This is a genomic window from Amycolatopsis silviterrae, from assembly GCF_042684085.1.
Taxonomy (GTDB): domain Bacteria; phylum Actinomycetota; class Actinomycetes; order Mycobacteriales; family Pseudonocardiaceae; genus Amycolatopsis; species Amycolatopsis silviterrae.
This window is the reverse complement of record NZ_JBHUKS010000014.1, coordinates 109,835-125,964: the sequence shown is the minus strand read 5'-3', so window position 1 is coordinate 125,964 and position 16,130 is coordinate 109,835. Positions and strand designations below refer to the sequence as shown.

The window sequence follows — 16,130 nt, the reverse complement described above, 5'->3', positions numbered from 1 at the left end:
TAGAACCGCGATTGCCACTCACGAGGTCACCTTCTCCAGCCAAGGCCGCACCACCGGCAGCACAGCCGCGGCCTGCATCGCGCTCATGTGATCCAGCCCGTCCAGCACCTCCACACTCCACCCGCGCGCCTCCAGTTCGGCCCGCTCGCGCAGCAACGGCCCAGCGATGTCGACGGTCACCCCGCCCCACCTCTCGCCGTACTCGATCCGATCCTCCGACCCCGCGAAACACAGTCGAGGACACGACAGCTCGACCGCCCGGTCGTCGAAGTCTCGCAACGCCTCGTACAACGTCACGAACTGCTTCGTCTGCCCCGTGGACAACGTCACGTCGACCGAGTCCCAGTCCCCCGGTTCGGCCTTAGACGCGGTCGTCGGCCCAGCTAGCGCCATCTCGTGCGTCGCCCGGGTCACCGCCAGCATCGCCGCATACGGCCCGTCCAGCGGCGGATACCCGCCCATCACCAGGGCGTCCAGCCGATCCGTGCGCAACGCCAGCTGCAGCCCGGACAGCGCCAGCCACGAGTAGCCGTAGTACGAAAACCGCTCCGCCCCGGCCGCGTCCGCCACCGCCAGGAGGTCGGCCGCGACCACCTCCGGCGCCAGGTCGGCCGGGTGCGCCATCCGGTGCCCCTGGTAGTCGAAGGCCACCACCCGGAACCCGGCGAATCCCGCGATCAGCGAACGGCCCAGCTCCGGGTCGGCTCCCCACTGCCGGGCCGCCTCGGCTTCCGGTCCCTCGGCGGGCCGGGGGTCGACCGGGAGCAGCAGCACCGGCCCGTCCCCCTGCACCTGTGCTTCGATCCGCGTGCCGTCGTGCAGAGTAGCTTCAGCCATCTCATCTCTTTACGTCGTAAAGTATCGCCGGAGCTGAGAGTACTATACGACGTAAAGAGATGTCGAATCAGCGGGTGACGGCCGGCGACACGGCGTCGGCGACGAGCTTGCGCGGTGCCCCGGACCCGTCCGCGGGCACCGCCCACACGGCGTTCTCCAGCCCGTACAGGATGGTGTGGTCGTCCTGCCACAACGCCTGGTCGTCCACGCTGCGAGTCTCGGCGAGCGCAGTCTCCCGCATCGTCTTGAGGTCGAGCACGGACAGCCGCCAGACACCCTCTCCGACCTTCTTCTTGAACGCGATCCGCGTTTCGTCCGGCGACAGCGACGGGCATTCCACGTTCTCCCGCAAGGCTTTCCCGCGGTACGTGTCGTAATCGCCTTCGATCAGGTAGGTCTTGCCCTTGGTGCCGAGCGTCGAATAGAACCGCTTGCCGTCCTTGGCGAAGGTGATGCCCCAGTAGTTGACGTCGGCGGAGAAGTACCGCTTCCCGTCGACCAGGACCGGCAGCTCCTCGATCGTCTTCTCCAGCTCGCCGTTGTCCAGCTGGTAAACGCCGGAGCGAGTCGAGAACCCGGTCGCAGCATAGGAATCGCCAGTGACGAACAGCGTCCAGTACACCCGCTTCCCGTCCGGCGAAACACGAGCCCGGCTCGGCGTCCCCGGCAGGTAGTCCTTGTGCACAGTGCCGAGATTCCGGTCGAGGACGCTGAAATCGCTGACCGCCGGCAACGTTCCCGGACGCACCGCGAGACACATCCCCGTCGTGCCGGACACCGCGAACCGGTCGCACTTCAAATCACTGAACTTCGGCGCGGCACCGGGATTCGCCAGCGGAACGACGCCGACGTTGCCTGTTTTAGTGCTACGAAAGAACAACTGCCCGGGCGCGAGCGAAAGATGCTCCACCTTCGCGGGCTCAGCCGGACTGGGCCGCGCGGCAACGGTGTAGACAACCGCGGCAGCCGCGAGCACCACGGTGCCGACAACAGCGAGAAGGGCCTTTTTCATTTACGCACCGGCCTTGCGAAAGCGGCGCCCAGCGCCACGACAGCGAGCGCTCCGGCCGCCACGAGGACCGCGGGCTGCAGGTCCCACAAGGTCCAGGCGAGTCCGAAGAGGACAGACGAAAGCATGCGGGCGGCGGCCTGTCCAGTTTGGACCACCGCGAGTCCGGTCGCCCGGAGATCAGCGGGCACCAACGGCCCGGCGGCCGCCATGAGCACCCCGTCGGTAGCCGCGTAGAACACACCGTGCAGCCCCAACGCGAGCGCCGCGAGCCAGAATCCCGACACCGGCCCGCACAACGCGACCAACGCGGCGACGAGCGCGACGTGCCCGCCGAGAAACACCGGCCAGCGCCCGATCTTGTCCGCCAGCTTGCCCAGCGGAACGGCCAGCACCAGATACACCCCGGCCGTCCCGAGCGGCAGCAGCGGGAAGAACGTCGCCGCGACGTCCCAGCGCCGTTGCAGCACCAGGTACACGAAGGAATCGCCGAGCGTCACGAACCCGAGCAGCGCCGCCCACACCGCGACCCGGCGGAAACCCCGCTCGCGCAACAGCCCGAACGCGGCCCGCACGGACACCGCGGCCCGGTCGGCGATTTCCTGTTTGTGGTCGCGGACGAACAACGCCAGCAGCATGACCGCGATCGCCGCGATGCAGAAGCTGGTGAAGAACACCGACGTGTAGCTGCCGAGGCTCAGCGCGAGCACGGCCATCGCGACGAGCGGGCCGAGGAACGCGCCGACGGTGTCCATCGCGCGGTGCACGCCGAACGACCGGCCGAGCGTGTCGGGCTCGCTGGACAGCGAGATCAACGCGTCGCGCGGGGCGGTGCGCAGCCCCTTGCCGGTGCGGTCGGCGGCGAGCACCACGCCGATCGCCGCGACCGACGAACCGGCCGCGACCAGGCCGAGCTTGCACACCGCGGACAAGCCGTAGCCGAACCCGGCGACCGCCTTGAGCCGGCGCCACCGGTCGGCCAGATGCCCGCCGAGCACGCGGACCACGGCGGTGGCTCCCGCGTAGAGCCCGTCGAGCAGGCCGAACTGCAGCGGGTTCAGCCCGAGGCCGAGCACCAGGTAGAGCGGGAGCACCGCGGTCACCATCTCCGAGGAGATGTCGGTGACCAGGCTGACCGCGCCGAGTGCGACGACGTTCGCCGACACCCGGCGCAGGCCGGTCTTGCGCTCGGTGCCCGCCGCGACGTCCGAACTACGGCTTGCCGCGATGTACATGCCCGGCCCCTAGTTGTGGCAGGTGTAGGTCGGGCTGCTGTCCTGGACCTTGCCGTCGAGACCGATCAGCTGCTCGGAGAACGTCGTGTCGGTCATCGTCAGCTTCAGCACGCCGAAGGTGTCCTTGAGCAGCTTCGCCGTGGTCGGGTGCGCGGAGTGGACCGGGTACGGGTTCGCCCCGCCCATGCCGCCGATGATCTCGACCGGGCCCGCCGGGTCCGCCTTGCCGCTCGCGTTCTGCGGGACGAACCGCTCGTAGTGGTGGTCGTGGCCGTTGAGGACCAGGTCGACCTTGTTCTGCGCGAACAGGTCCCACAGCTGCTTGGAACCGCGCTGGTCGCCGTGGTCGCCGGAGCTCCACCGCGGGTGGTGGTAGTACGCCGCGACGCAGCCCTTGGTGTTCTTCGCCAGATCCTGCTTGATCCAGTTCATCTGGTCGGTGTCTTCCAGCTGGCCGCCGTCCTTGTCGTCGACGAAGCCGTTGGAGTCGAGGGCGATGAAGTGCCAGTTGCCCATTTCCCAGCTGTAGTACCGTTTCCCGTTCGGCGTGGCGATCTTGCCGAAGTACTGCTCGTAGGCCTCGAACGGCTTGTTGTCGTCGTAGGTCTCGTGGTTGCCGGGGATCGGGTGCGTGATGCTCTTGAACTTGCCCCAGGTCTTGTCGTAGTAGTCCTTGAAGTTCTGCAGCGTCAGCCCGGTGTCCTCGGCGTCGTACTGGTTGTCGCCCATGGTGATCACTGCGGCGGGGTTCATCCCCTGAACCAGCTTCGCGGTCTTCGGGTGCACGCAGCTGGAACTGCTGGCGGTGCACTGTTCGGCGATGTCGCCGGCCGCGGCGAGGACAAAGCTGGTGCCCGCGTTCCCCGGCTTCGTGTGCACCTTGACCGGCCCGCTCACCGGCGAGGTGTTCCCGGCGGCGTCCTTGGCGCGGACGGTGTAGGTGTAATCGGTGTCCGGCGAAAGGCCGTTGTCGGTGTAGGACGTGGTCGTGCTGGTGGCGACGGACTTGCCGTCCCGGAGGACCTCGTACCCGCTGACGCCGACGTTGTCGGTCGCGGCGGCCCAGGTCAGCGCGGCACTGTTCGAGCCGACTTCGCCCGCCGCGAGGTTCGACGGCGCGGTCGGCGCCTGAGTGTCGCCGGACGAGTCCGGGGTGCCGTACGCCTGGAGTTCCCAGAGCGAGTAGCCGTACTTCGTGGCGCGCTCGGTGCCGACGAAGCGGAGGAACCGGCCGTGCCCGGACAACCCGGTGAGGTCGTCGGTCTTGCCGTCGCCGTTGGTGATCGTCGCGATCGACTTGAAGTTCTCGCCGTCGTCGGAGATCTCGATGCGATACTTCTTGGCGTACGCCGCTTCCCAGTTCAGCTTCACCCGGTGGACCGTGACGGCCTGCCCGAGGTCGACGCGCAGCCACTGTGCGTCGGAGCTGACCGCACTGGCCCAGCGCGTCTTGAGATTCCCGTCGACGGCGTTCTCGCCGCCCAACGTGGACGTTTCGAGCGTCGACGTGCTGACGGGTTTCCCTTGGGACAGCAGCACATCGGCGGCCGCGGCACTGGCGTCGCGCGCGGGCGACACCGCGGCGGGCAGCAACACCACCGCGGCGGCCGGTAACGCGAACCGGGCGAGACTTCGGACACGGGACGAGGACACGTCGCACTCCTTCGGGCCGGACGGGAACAGGGCGGCGGCGTTACGGTTCTGCGGCGTCTCGTTGCGTTTTCTTTGCGTTAAGAAAGTTTCCTAACTAAAACGGCAGAGTAGCGGGCCCGGTTTCTCCCGACAAGCCCGGAACGGACGTGAAACGATCAAGACCGCCCGATCAGCGGAACGTCCCGCTCGCGCCGGTGACGTGCCGTGAAGGGAACCCTGAGGGACTCTGATTCCGTGAGGGTTCCCCTCACCGCCCCAAATCCAATGCCAGGACCAGGGCGGCCGCACGCCGGCTGGACCATCCACAAAGGACACCAGAACCGGCAAATTGACCGGTTGATGCCCATATGACCGTATCCGAAGGTCCGTGAGGGGACCCCTGAGGGAATAAGCGTCCGTGAGGGTTCCCCTCACGGACGGCCAAACCCGCTCCCGCTGGCTCGCCACGAGCGGCACCGGCCCCGGCCAGCCCCTTCGACCTGGACCGTCCGTGAAGGTGGCCCTCACGGACCCTCAGCGCTGCAGCAACCGCCGAACCTCCTGCACCGCAGCGCGCCCGGCCCGGTTCGCCCCCACCGTGCTCGCCGAAGGCCCGTACCCGACCAAATGCAGCCGAGGCTCCGCCACCACCCGCGTCCCGTCCATCCGGATCCCGCCGCCGGACGTCCGCAGATGCAGCGGAGCCAGATGGTCGATCGAGGCCCGGAACCCGGTCGCCCACAGGATCATGTCCGCGGGCTCGAAACTCCCGTCCGCCCACTCGACCCCGCCGGGAACCAGCCGGGAGAACATCGGCCGCCGGTCCAGATACCCCGCCGCGCGCCCGGCGAGCACCTCCGGCGTCACCGCCAGGTCCGTCACGCTCACGACGCTCTCCGGCGGCAGCCCGGCCCGCACCCGCTCGTCCACCTTCGCCACCGCCTGGCGGCCCCAGTCCTCGTTGAACGACTCGTCCCGCCACACCGGAGGACGCCGCGTCACCCACACCGTCGAACGGGCGACCGGGCCGATCTCCATCAGCAGCTGCACCGCCGACGTCCCGCCGCCCACGACCACCACGCGCTGGCCGCGGAACTCCTCCGCGCCGCGGTAATCCGCCGTGTGCAGCTGCTTTCCGGCGAAAGTCCCGGGATAACGCGGCCAGAACGGCCGGTCCCACGTCCCGGTCGCGCTGATCACCGCGCGCGCCGCCCACGTCTCCGCGGGCGATTCGACCAGCAGCCGCTCCCCCGCGCTCCGCACCGCGGTCACGTCGACCGGACGGTGCACCGGCAGGTCATACGTCTTCTCGAAACGCCCGAAGTACTCCGACACCGCGTCGCTCGCCGGCCGCGTCGCGTCCGGAGTGCCGAACGCCATGCCCGGCAGGTCGTGAATGCCGTGCACCTTCCCCACCACCAGCGACGGCCACCGGTACTGCCACGCCCCGCCCGCGCGCTTGCCGTGGTCGAGCACGACGAACCCGCGTTCGTTGGCGAACCCGGCGCGGCGCAGGTGGTACGCCGCCGACAACCCGGCCTGCCCGGCCCCGATCACCACGACGTCGGTCTCGTGATCCGCAGTGCTCATACAACGTTCAACAATTGCCCGCGCCCGGTATTTCCGGCTCAGACCGCCACTCGGTTGCGGCCGGCGTCCTTCGCCCGGTACAGCGCGGCGTCAGCGGACCGCAGCACCTCGTCGAGCGTGGCACCCGCCTGCGGATAACACGCCACCCCGACGGACACCGACAGCCCGCTGATCCGCAACGGACCTCCCACCGCGACCGTCAGCTCCCGGACCGCGATGCGCACCCGTTCGGCGATCCCGAGCACGTCCGTGTCGCCGGTCGCGGGCAGCAGCACCACGAATTCCTCGCCGCCGAACCGGCCGACGGTGTCGCTTTGCCGCACCGAAGCCTCGATCGCCACGGCAACCGCGGCCAGCACCTCGTCACCGGTGAGGTGCCCGTACGTGTCGTTGATGCGCTTGAAGTGGTCGAGATCGATCATCAGGACGGCGAAACCGCTGCCCGCCCCGCGCCGCCGGGCCCGGGTGAATTCGCGGGTCGCCAGGTCGTGCCAGCCGCCGGTGTTGAGCAGCCCGGTCTTCTCGTCGGTCACGACCGCCACCTGCAACTGCTGTTTCAGCAGGAGATACCGGTGCAGCAACAGCAACGGCGGCAGCACGAAGACCACCAGCACCGGCTGATGGACGAATGCCAGCGCCGCGAGCCCGCCCAGGCACAGCGTCGACAACTCGAAGGCGTTGTCCTCCCAGGTACCGATGAGGTCCGCAGGAGAGCGGCTGTTCGTGTACAGGAAGATGCCCGTCGCCACGAGCACGACGTTCACCAACTCGAACACAGCGGCCGCCAAGACGAGCGCGAGGACGCCGTACGCAGTGTCGAGACGGCCTTGGTCCAGATCGCCGATGGTCAACACCGCAGACGCCGCGAAGCACGACAGCATCGCCCACGCCGTACTCGCCGCGAAGCGATGCGCGGGGCGCGTACGCACGTGTCGCCACACTCGCAGCCACAGATGCAGGTACAGCACCAGCGCCAGCAACGCGACCCACGCGGGCGGAAGCAGGAACGCGCCGGCGAGGTACCAGACGGACGTGACGTTGATGTGCGTCTGACCGCTCATCCACCGGCGCAGGCGTTCGATCCGCCGCGACATTTCCGCCTGCGCGATGCCCAGCCCGACGAGCACCCCGAACGAACTGAACTGCACCGGCCCGCCGAACCCGGTCGCCAGGCCGGTCACGGTGACTATCGCCGCGACGGCCTCGCACCCGGCGGCGTAGCCGATCCACCGCCGTCGCGCGACCGCCCACATCGCCCAGCGCGTCGGCCAGCCGCGCCAGGCCGTCGCCGCGCCGGGGACAGGTGCCTGCGTCACGGGCGCCCCCACGCGAAATTCGGCCAACGGAGGTTGCCCAGGGTAGCGGGTCCGCTCCGGAGCTAGCCGAACCGAGGGAAAACCGGCCCGCTAACTGCCCGCCGGGCACGCTCTGAGTAGCGCGGGCGGGCAGCGTCCGGGCCGGTCAGCGGCGGCGCAGCTTCCGCACGATCGCCAGCACGATCAGCAGCACGACCGCGCCCGCGGCCACCGGGGCCAGCCGCTTCGCGACGGACTGCCCGGCGTAGTCGAGCAGGTCGATCGCCTCGGACTCGCCGGTCGAACCGCCGGCGGGCACGCTGCGCAGATGCGGCTTCTCGTCGGCGGCGGGCTTCTCCTCCGCCGCCGGTGCTTCCGCGGGCTTCTCTTCAGCCTTCGGCGCGGGGGCTTCCTCGGCCGGGGTCTCCAGCGAGGCCGCGAGGTTCCCGGCGAAGGTGTCCAGGATCTTGCCGCCCACCTCGGAGATCAGCCCGCGCCCGAACTGCGCCGGACGGCCGGTGATCGCCAGGTCGGTGGCGACCGCGCCGTGCGTGCCGCCGTCGCGTTCGGTGAGCGTGAGGGTGACCGTCGCGGCCGCGGTGCCGCCGCCGCGGGCATCCTTGCCGGACGCCTTGATGACGACCTTGCGGGCCGCCTCGTCCTTCTCCAGGAACTCGCCGGTTCCCTTGTACAGCAGCGAAATCGGCCCCAGCTTGACCTTCACCGTGCCCGCGAAGGTGTCGCCCTCCACCTTGGTGAGCGAGGCGCCCGGCATGCACGGGGCGACCCGCTCCGGGTCGATGACGGCCTGCCAGACCTCCCCGATCGGGGCGGGGACGGTGAATTCGTGGTCGAGCCGCACGGGCCGACCTCCTCTCCTGCACACTGCTTCGAGCCGTTGCCGTCCACCTTACGGCCGTCGCGCGGGGAGCGTTGCCGCGAAGGACTCGTTGGGGGAATCGACTCCCCCAACGAGTCCTTCACGACCAGTCAGCTCAGGCGTCCACCGCCGCCGCGACCGCACGCCCGGTCAGCACCCGCGCGAGATGCTGGCGGTACTCGACGTCGGAATTGCCGTCCGCGACCGGATTGGTGCCTTCGGCGGCATGCGCGGCGGCCGCCCGGATCGTCTCCGCGTTGGCCTGCGCGCCGAGCAGAGCCTGTTCGACGGCAGTCGCGCGGACCGGCGTCGCGCCCATGTTCGTGAGCGCGACCCGGGCTTCCTCGATCACGCCGCCCTCGGTGCGCACGGTGGCCGCCACCGCGCACATCGACCAGGCTTGCGCGACCCGGTTGAATTTCTCGTAGTGCGCCCGCCAGCCGGTGTGATTGGGCAGCCGCACCTCGACGAGCAGCTCGTCCGGGGCGAGCGCGGTGGTGAAGTAGTCCTGGAAGAACTCCGCCGCGGACACCGTGCGCCGCCCGCCCGGACCGGCCAGCACCAGCTCGCCGTCCAGCGCGAGCACCGGAGCCAGCAGGTCGCCCGCCGGATCCGCGTGCGCGATCGCGCCGCCGAACGTGCCGCGGTGGCGCACCTGCGGGTCCGCGACGGTGTCGGTCGCCTCCTTCACCAGCGCGGCGTGCTCGGCGATCAACGGATCGCGCTGTACCTCGTAATGCGTCGTCATCGCGCCGACCACGAGCGCGTCGCCGTCCTCGCGCACCCCGCGCAATTCGGCGACCTTCCCGAGGTCGATCAGCGTCGTCGGCGCGGCGAGCCGCATCCGCAGCACCGGCAGCAGGCTTTGCCCGCCCGCCAGCACCTTGGCGTCCTCGCCCGCCGCGGCGAGCGCCTGCACGGCTTCGTCCACCGTGGACGGAGCGACGTAGTCGAACGGAGCCGGGATCACTGGGCACCTCCGGAGGCATCGATCGAACCGAGACCGCCGCCTGCCTCGCCGCCGGGTCCGCCGGCATTGGCGGCGCCGGTGCGCACCGCGTTCCACACCCGCATCGGCGTGAGCGGCATTTCGATGTCGTTCACCCCGAAGTGACGCACCGCGTCGACCACGGCGTTGACCACGGCCGGCGTCGAGGCGATCGTGCCCGCCTCGCCGACTCCCTTGGCCCCCAACGGGTTCGTGGTCGACGGCGTTTCCGTGCGGTCCGTGGTGAACGACGGCAGGTCGGCCGCCGAGGGCAGCAGATAGTCGGCGAACGTGCCGGTGGTGAGCGTGCCGCTCTCGTCGTGCACGGCCTCCTCGAACAACGCCTGCGCGATGCCCTGCGCGAGCCCGCCGTGCACCTGGCCTTCCACGATCAGCGGATTGACCACCTTGCCGACGTCGTCCACGCAGACGTACGAACGCAGTTTCACCCGGCCGGTTTCAGTGTCCACTTCGGCCGCGCACAGGTGCGTGCCGTGTGGGAAGGAGAAATTCTCCGGGTCGAAGGTGGCGTCGGAGTCCAGCGAGGGTTCGACGCCGTCCGGCAGGTTGTGCGCGGCGAACACCGCGAGCGCGATGTCCTGGATCGTCGTCGACGTGTCCGTGCCCTTCACGGTGAACTTGCCGCCGGAGAACTCGAGGTCGTCCTCCGAGCACTCCAGCAGATGCGCGGCGATCGGCTTCGCCTTCGCGACGACCTTCTCGGCCGCCTTGACGATCGCGATCCCGCCGACGACCAGCGAACGCGAGCCGTAGGTGTCGAGGCCCTTGTGCGACGACTGGGTGTCGCCGTGCAGCACTTCGACGTCCTCGAACGACACCCCGAGCTGGTCCGCGACGATCTGGCTCCACGCCGTCTCGTGCCCCTGCCCGTGCGCCGAGGCCCCGGTCGTCACCTCGACCTTGCCGGTCGGCAACATCCGCAGCGATGCGTACTCCCAGCCGCCAGCGCCGTAATCGAGCGAACCCAGCACCCTCGACGGCGCGAGCCCGCACATCTCGGTGAAGGTCGAAATCCCGATGCCGAGCTGCACCGGGTCGTTCGCCTCGCGGCGTTCCTTCTGCTCGCGGCGCAGCGCGTCGTAACCGAAAAGCTCCTTCGCCTTCTCGGTCGCGGCCTCGTAGTTCCCGGAGTCGTAGGTGAGCCCGCAGACCGTGGTGAACGGGAATTCCTCGTGCTTGATCCAGTTCTTTTCGCGCAGCTCCACCGGGTCCATGCCCAGCTCGTCGGCCAGTTCGTCCATGATCCGCTCGATCGCGAACGTCGCTTCCGGACGGCCCGCGCCGCGGTAGGCGTCGGTGAGCGTGGTCGTGGTGAACACGTTGGTGCAGGCGAAGTGGTAGGCCGGGATCTTGTAGATCGCGTTGAACATGAACGCGCCGAGGATCGGCACGCCCGGCCCGACGAGCCCGTTGTACGCACCGAGGTTGGCGAGCAGTTCGACCTTGAGCCCGGTGACCGTGCCGTCGGCCTTCGCCGAGATCGTGATGTCCTGGATCTGGTCGCGGCCGTGGTGCGCGGCGAGCATGGTCTCGGACCGGGATTCGTTCCACTTCACCGGTTTGCCGAGCTTGTTCGCGACGAGCACGGACATCATTTCCTCGGGCAGCACGCCGATCTTCCCGCCGAACCCGCCGCCGACGTCCGGCGCGATCACGCGCAGCTTGTGCTCCGGGATGCCCAGCGTCAGCGCGGACATCACGCGCAGGATGTGCGGCACCTGGGTGGCCGACCACATGGTCAGCTGCGCGCCGGTCGGGTCGACCACGCACGCGCGCGGCTCCATGAACGCCGGCACCAGGCGCTGCTGGCGGAACCGTCGTTTCAGCACGACCTCCGAAGAGGACAGTGCTTCCTCGACATTCCCGCCGGTGCCCGCGTCGGCCGAGTCGAACACCCAGAACGCGTTCTTGTTGCTGCCCAGTTCCTCGTGGACGAGCGGCGCGTCCTCGGCGAGCGCGACCTCCAGGTCGAGCACCGGCGGCAGGTCTTCGTACTCGACCTCGATCGCCTCAAGCGCGTCATGCGCCTCGCCCGCCGACCGCGCGACCACCACAGCCACGCCCTCACCGGCGAAATTCACCCGATCCGCCGCCAGCACCGGACGCCGCGGCGCAGCCATGTCCGGCGTGATCGGCCACGCACAAGGCATGCCGATCGCACCCTCGGGATCAAGGTCAGCCGCAGTGTAAACGGCTACGACACCAGCAGCTTCCTTCGCCGCGGACGTGTCGATCGAAACGATCTTCGCGTGCGCCAACGGACTCCGTAGCACCGCGAGATGCAGCATCCCCGGCAACACGATGTTGTCCGTCCACTGGGTACGCCCGGTGATCAGCCGCTCGTCCTCCTTGCGGCGGCGGGACTTCCCTACCTCAGGCTCGATCGTGGCGGTCATCATTCACCACCCACGCCGACGTGGTTGGGCTGATCGATCTTCTCGGCCTCCGGCCCCGCCCCGGGACTCATGTGCTTCGCCGCGTCGCGCACGGCCTTCACGATGTTCTGGTACCCGGTGCAGCGGCAGAGATTGCCCTCAAGCCCTTCGCGGACGGCCTGCTCGTCCGGATCCGGATTGTCCGCGAGCAGGTCGATGGACTGCATGATCATGCCCGGGGTGCAGAACCCGCACTGCAGCGCGTGATTGTCGTGGAACGCCTGCTGGACCGGGTGCAGCTGCCCGTCGCGGGCCAGCCCTTCGATGGTGGTGACCTCGCATCCGTCGGCCTGCACGGCGAGGACGGAACAGGATTTCACGCTGTGCCCGTCGAGATGGACGGTGCACGCGCCGCAGTTGCTGGTGTCGCACCCGACGACGGTGCCCACCTTCCCGACGCGTTCCCGTAAGTAGTGGACGAGCAGGGTGCGCGGCTCGACGTCATCGGTGTATTTCGTGCCGTCGACAGTGACGGTGATGCGCATCAAAGGCCTCCAAGTGCAAATGCCCGCCAGCCCCGGCGGAGGCGGCGGGCCGGTTCGGGAACGGCCAAGGCACGATCGTGATCGGCCTCACAGGGAGCGTGCTACGCCTTCCGCGCGCGGACAAGTCCTGATGTCGCACGTCGCCGAGGTTGTTCCGCAGATGCGGGGTTTCTGTTGCTTTGGCGGCGCAGATGCGTGAATCCGGACGGGTGATTTTTCGGCTGCCCATGGCTGGTGGCGGATCTTCCCGAGGGGCCGGGGTTTCGGGTCGGGGGTTCACCGGTTTCGGTTGCTGGACGGGGGTTTCCCGGCGAATCCGGCACCTGCCAGGGTGCACGGCCGCGGGCTGGCCGAACGCGACCAGCGAGCCGCAGCCCACCCCGTTTCCTCACGGCCGCGATCCCACGTCGGGCCAGCCGCCGAATCCCCTCCGCGCGATGTCCGCCGGATTGTCAGCCGCGCGTGCGCCCGGTCAACACCGCTGCCGTCCGGATCCCAGTCTGGCCAGCGCCCCGCCGAGTCGCTTCCCGCTGGTTCCCGCCAGCGCAACGCCGTCTATCGGCCGGATCCCGCCTCAAGAACCGCTCCGCCGGATCGCTTCCGCCCGCGTCCCTCCCAGGTTCAGATCTCGCCCCGCCAAGCCGCGCGGCACTTCACCTGCCGCCCCGGTCAGCCCGACACCGCCGACCGCCGAGCCCGGCCAAGCACCCCGCCGGATGACCTCCACCCGCGTCCCGCCCGACTAGCCCAGCACCGCCAAGCGCCGAAACCCGGCCGACACCGCTCCGGCGGACTACCTCCACCCGCGTCCCTCCCGGCCAACCCAACACCGCCAGGCACCGAAACCCGGCAGCGCCGCACCGCCGGATCGCCTCCGCCCGCGTCCCTCCCGACCAGCCCAACGACGCCAACCGCCGAACCCTGGCCGACACCGCTCCGGTGTATTGCCTCCACCCGCGCCCCGGCCAGCCCAAGTCCAGGTCTAGCCCCGCCAAGTCGCGCGGCACCTAACTGCCGCCCCCGGTCAGCTGTGAATCCGCCCGGTCAGCGCCGCCAGCCGCCGCCCGGTGCCGCTCCAGCGCAGGGCGATGATTTCCGCCGCGATCGACACCGCCGTCTCCTCCGGTGTGCGCGCGCCGAGGTCGAGGCCGATCGGCGACGACAGGCGTTCCAGCTCCCCCTCGGTGATGCCCGCCTCGCGGAGCCGGGCGAACCGGTCGTCGTGCGTCTTGCGCGACCCCATCGCCCCGACGTACCCGACGTCGAGCCGCAGCGCGACCTCCAGCAACGGCACGTCGAACTTCGGATCGTGGGTCAGGACCGCGATCGCCGTCCGCGCGTCGATCCGGCCCGCCTCGGACTCGGCCTTCAGGTAGCGGTGCGGCCAGTCGACGACCACGTCGTGCGCGTCCGGGAACCGGCTGCTGGTCGCGAACACCGGACGTGCGTCGCAGACCGTCACCTGATACCCGAGATAAGCACCCATCCGGGCCATCGCGGCAGCGAAGTCAATGGCGCCGAACACGAGAAGTCGCGGCGGCGGTTCGAAGGAGTTCACGAAGACAGCCATGCCTTCGCCCCGACGCTGCCCGTCCGGTCCGTAGTGGAGGGTGCCGGTGCGCCCGGTGGCGAGGAGCCCGCGCGCGTCGTCGGCGACCGCGTCGTCCATCCGGGACGAGCCAAGGGACCCCTCGACCCGGTCCGGCCACACAATCATGTGCTCGCCGACCAGCCCGGGCGTCTCGTGCTCCACGATCGTGACGACCGCGACCGGCTCTCCGCTGCGCACCGATTCGACGACGCGCTCCAGCTCCGGCATCGATTCGCGGTCCACCGGCTCGACGTAGATGTCGATGATCCCGCCGCAGGTCAGCCCGACCGCGAAGGCGTCGTCGTCGCTGACGCCGTAACGCTGCAACACCGGCTTCCGCTCGGCGACGACCTCGTTGGCCAGCTCGTACACCGCGCCCTCGACGCAGCCGCCGGACACGCTGCCGACGACCGTCCCGTCCGGCGCGACCATCATCGACGCGCCCGGCGCCCGCGGGGCCGACGAGAACGTCGCCACCACCGTGCCGAGCCCGACCGTTTCGCCCGCCTGCCAGCGGCGGTACACGTCGTCCAGTACGTCACGCATCGGCAATCTCCCCGAGGAGTCGTTCCAACGTCGCCAGGCTGTGCCCGGCCAGCAGCCGGTCGATGTGCGGCAGGGCGGCCACGATGCCGGATTGGACCGGAGCATAACCCTCGTGCCCTGCGTGCGGATTCACCCAGAATACGGCGTGCGCGAGACGGCGCAGCCTGCCGAGCTGCTCGGCGAGCAGGCTGACGTCGCCGCGCTCCCATCCGTCGGAGAACACGGTGACTACCGCGCGTCGCGCGAAACCGCGTTGCCCCCATCGGTCGAGAAACACCCGGAGCGTCTCGCCAAGCCGCGTCCCACCAGCGAAATCCGGCACCGCGGTACCGGCGGCGAGCATGGCCTGCTCCGGATCGCGCTGCCGCAATTGCCGGGACACCCGAGTCATTCGAGTACCCAGCGTAAACACTTCGACCGACATCGGCGCCGCCCGCGCGACGACGTGCGCGAACCGCAGCAACGCGTCGGCGTACGGGCTCATCGAGCCGGAAACGTCGATCAGCAGCACCACTTTCCGAGCCCGCGTCCCCCGCCGGTGATGCGCCAGCCGAACCGGCTCGCCGCCGGCCGCGAGCATGGCCCGCAACGTCCGAGCCGGATCGAGCGCACCCCGCCGCGCCGGCGTCCGCCGCGCCGCCTGCCGCTTGGGCAGCACCGGACGCAGCGTCGCGAGCAACTCACGCAGATGCGCGCGCTCGGCCTTGGTGAGTTCGGCAAGGTCCCGATGCCGGAGAACCTCATGGTCACTAGCCGCGACGCGCAGCGTGTCGTGCGATTCCTCCGCACTGTCCCCGTCGCCGCCCGCAGCCATCAGGGGAGCAATCCGGGCCTGCTTCCGCACTGGAGTCCCCGACGCCGCCCTAGGACTGTCATCCCCTTCGAACCACCGCGCGAAGGCTTCCTCGTACCGAGGCAGGTCATCGGGGTCGGAGCAGAGCGTCAGCCTCCCGACCCAGTAAAGCTGCGTCGGCCGGGCGACATCAACCTCCGCGACAGCCGCCAGATACGCCTGCACCCGCCGCGCATCACACGCGACGCCCGCTTCCCGCAACGCCGCCGCGAACCCCGCGTACCCAGCGAGCGGATCAGCGACTTCGGTGTTCATGTCCCCCATTGTGACCCCACCTCGGGAACCCGCACCGCGACTGCCGACCTGCCCTCGCTCCGGCCGCGCGCACGCACTCCGGACCCGACGACCGCCTGACGCTCGGCGTCCTCGCGCCTGGTGCTCGGCGTCCTCGCGTTTCCGTTGCCTGGTCGCGGGTTGCGAGCCGCTCGCGACGATCCCGGCGGGTCCTTGGGACTCTTTGGCACGCGAAGGTTCCGGCTTGAGCTGCTCCAGCTCGCCAGTGTTCCTCCGCACCGCCATTCCAGTGTGAACCACACTGGCCCCGCGGATGTTCCGCTGTTCCGCGATTCCGCCTCGAGGGTTCAAGCTCGCTGCCCCATCAGGCCTCGCGCGCACAAACTCTCAGCCTGATCGGACAGCAGCCAATCCCGCGCAACCGCCTCCACGAGACCTCGCAGCCCTATCGGACAGGAGCCAATCTCGCGCAACCGTCTCCACGGCACCGCGCCGCAGC

General features: G+C 69.6%; 12 protein-coding genes. All 12 read right to left on the bottom strand.

Annotation, left to right across the window (positions count from 1 at the left end; all coding sequences use genetic code 11):
• Positions 1-18 precede the first annotated feature (18 nt).
• The gene (locus ACFSVL_RS19645; protein ID WP_378306136.1) at positions 19-837 is read right to left on the bottom strand and encodes an alpha/beta fold hydrolase; all 819 of its coding nucleotides are present in this window, start codon (positions 835-837) and stop codon (positions 19-21) included.
• Between the two features lie 67 nt (positions 838-904).
• Entirely contained in the window at positions 905-1,849 is a 945-nt protein-coding gene (locus ACFSVL_RS19640; RefSeq protein WP_378306135.1) for a hypothetical protein, read from the bottom strand.
• Positions 1,846-3,081: an MFS transporter gene (locus ACFSVL_RS19635; protein ID WP_378306133.1), complete on the bottom strand. Its 1,236-nt coding sequence runs from the start codon at positions 3,079-3,081 to the stop codon at positions 1,846-1,848. Before ACFSVL_RS19635 ends, ACFSVL_RS19640 begins: the two co-directional genes overlap by 4 nt.
• Positions 3,082-3,090: 9 nt before the next feature.
• A complete protein-coding gene (locus tag ACFSVL_RS19630) occupies positions 3,091-4,734 on the bottom strand; it encodes a discoidin domain-containing protein (RefSeq protein ID WP_378306131.1) in 1,644 nt (547 codons plus the stop codon).
• A gap of 513 nt (positions 4,735-5,247) precedes the next feature.
• Positions 5,248-6,303, bottom strand: a complete 1,056-nt coding sequence (locus tag ACFSVL_RS19625) for an NAD(P)-binding domain-containing protein (RefSeq protein ID WP_378306129.1) — start codon at positions 6,301-6,303, stop codon at positions 5,248-5,250.
• 38 nt (positions 6,304-6,341) lie between these two features.
• Positions 6,342-7,556 (bottom strand): GGDEF domain-containing protein, encoded by a 1,215-nt coding sequence (locus ACFSVL_RS19620; protein WP_378306497.1) that lies wholly within the window; start codon positions 7,554-7,556, stop codon positions 6,342-6,344.
• Positions 7,557-7,764: 208 nt separating this feature from the next.
• Complete coding sequence (locus ACFSVL_RS19615; RefSeq protein WP_378306127.1) at positions 7,765-8,460, bottom strand: SRPBCC family protein; 696 nt, start codon at positions 8,458-8,460, stop codon at positions 7,765-7,767.
• A 133-nt stretch (positions 8,461-8,593) separates the two neighbouring features.
• The gene (locus ACFSVL_RS19610) at positions 8,594-9,448 is read right to left on the bottom strand and encodes an FAD binding domain-containing protein (RefSeq protein WP_378306126.1); all 855 of its coding nucleotides are present in this window, start codon (positions 9,446-9,448) and stop codon (positions 8,594-8,596) included.
• Entirely contained in the window at positions 9,445-11,883 is a 2,439-nt protein-coding gene (locus tag ACFSVL_RS19605) for a xanthine dehydrogenase family protein molybdopterin-binding subunit (RefSeq protein WP_378306124.1), read from the bottom strand. Before ACFSVL_RS19605 ends, ACFSVL_RS19610 begins: the two co-directional genes overlap by 4 nt.
• A complete protein-coding gene (locus ACFSVL_RS19600; RefSeq protein ID WP_378306122.1) occupies positions 11,883-12,407 on the bottom strand; it encodes a (2Fe-2S)-binding protein in 525 nt (174 codons plus the stop codon). Before ACFSVL_RS19600 ends, ACFSVL_RS19605 begins: the two co-directional genes overlap by 1 nt.
• A 1,024-nt stretch (positions 12,408-13,431) precedes the next feature.
• Positions 13,432-14,544, bottom strand: a complete 1,113-nt coding sequence (locus tag ACFSVL_RS19595) for an XdhC family protein (protein ID WP_378306120.1) — start codon at positions 14,542-14,544, stop codon at positions 13,432-13,434.
• Positions 14,537-15,652, bottom strand: coding sequence for a vWA domain-containing protein (locus tag ACFSVL_RS19590; RefSeq protein ID WP_378306118.1), 1,116 nt, complete (start codon positions 15,650-15,652; stop codon positions 14,537-14,539). The genes ACFSVL_RS19595 and ACFSVL_RS19590 overlap by 8 nt, the downstream gene beginning before the upstream one ends.
• Between the last annotated feature and the right edge of the window lie 478 nt (positions 15,653-16,130).

What these genes read in the sequence shown, in the direction of transcription:
- ACFSVL_RS19645 (WP_378306136.1), bottom strand. Translation starts at nt 837, where the DNA reads ATGGCTGAAGCTACTCTGCACGACGGCACGCGGATCGAAGCACAGGTG.
- ACFSVL_RS19640 (WP_378306135.1), bottom strand. Translation starts at nt 1,849, where the DNA reads ATGAAAAAGGCCCTTCTCGCTGTTGTCGGCACCGTGGTGCTCGCGGCT.
- ACFSVL_RS19635 (WP_378306133.1), bottom strand. Translation starts at nt 3,081, where the DNA reads ATGTACATCGCGGCAAGCCGTAGTTCGGACGTCGCGGCGGGCACCGAG.
- ACFSVL_RS19625 (WP_378306129.1), bottom strand. Translation starts at nt 6,303, where the DNA reads ATGAGCACTGCGGATCACGAGACCGACGTCGTGGTGATCGGGGCCGGG.
- ACFSVL_RS19620 (WP_378306497.1), bottom strand. Translation starts at nt 7,556, where the DNA reads ATGTGGGCGGTCGCGCGACGGCGGTGGATCGGCTACGCCGCCGGGTGC.
- ACFSVL_RS19605 (WP_378306124.1), bottom strand. Translation starts at nt 11,883, where the DNA reads ATGACCGCCACGATCGAGCCTGAGGTAGGGAAGTCCCGCCGCCGCAAG.
- ACFSVL_RS19600 (WP_378306122.1), bottom strand. Translation starts at nt 12,407, where the DNA reads ATGCGCATCACCGTCACTGTCGACGGCACGAAATACACCGATGACGTC.
- ACFSVL_RS19595 (WP_378306120.1), bottom strand. Translation starts at nt 14,544, where the DNA reads ATGCGTGACGTACTGGACGACGTGTACCGCCGCTGGCAGGCGGGCGAA.
- ACFSVL_RS19590 (WP_378306118.1), bottom strand. Translation starts at nt 15,652, where the DNA reads ATGAACACCGAAGTCGCTGATCCGCTCGCTGGGTACGCGGGGTTCGCG.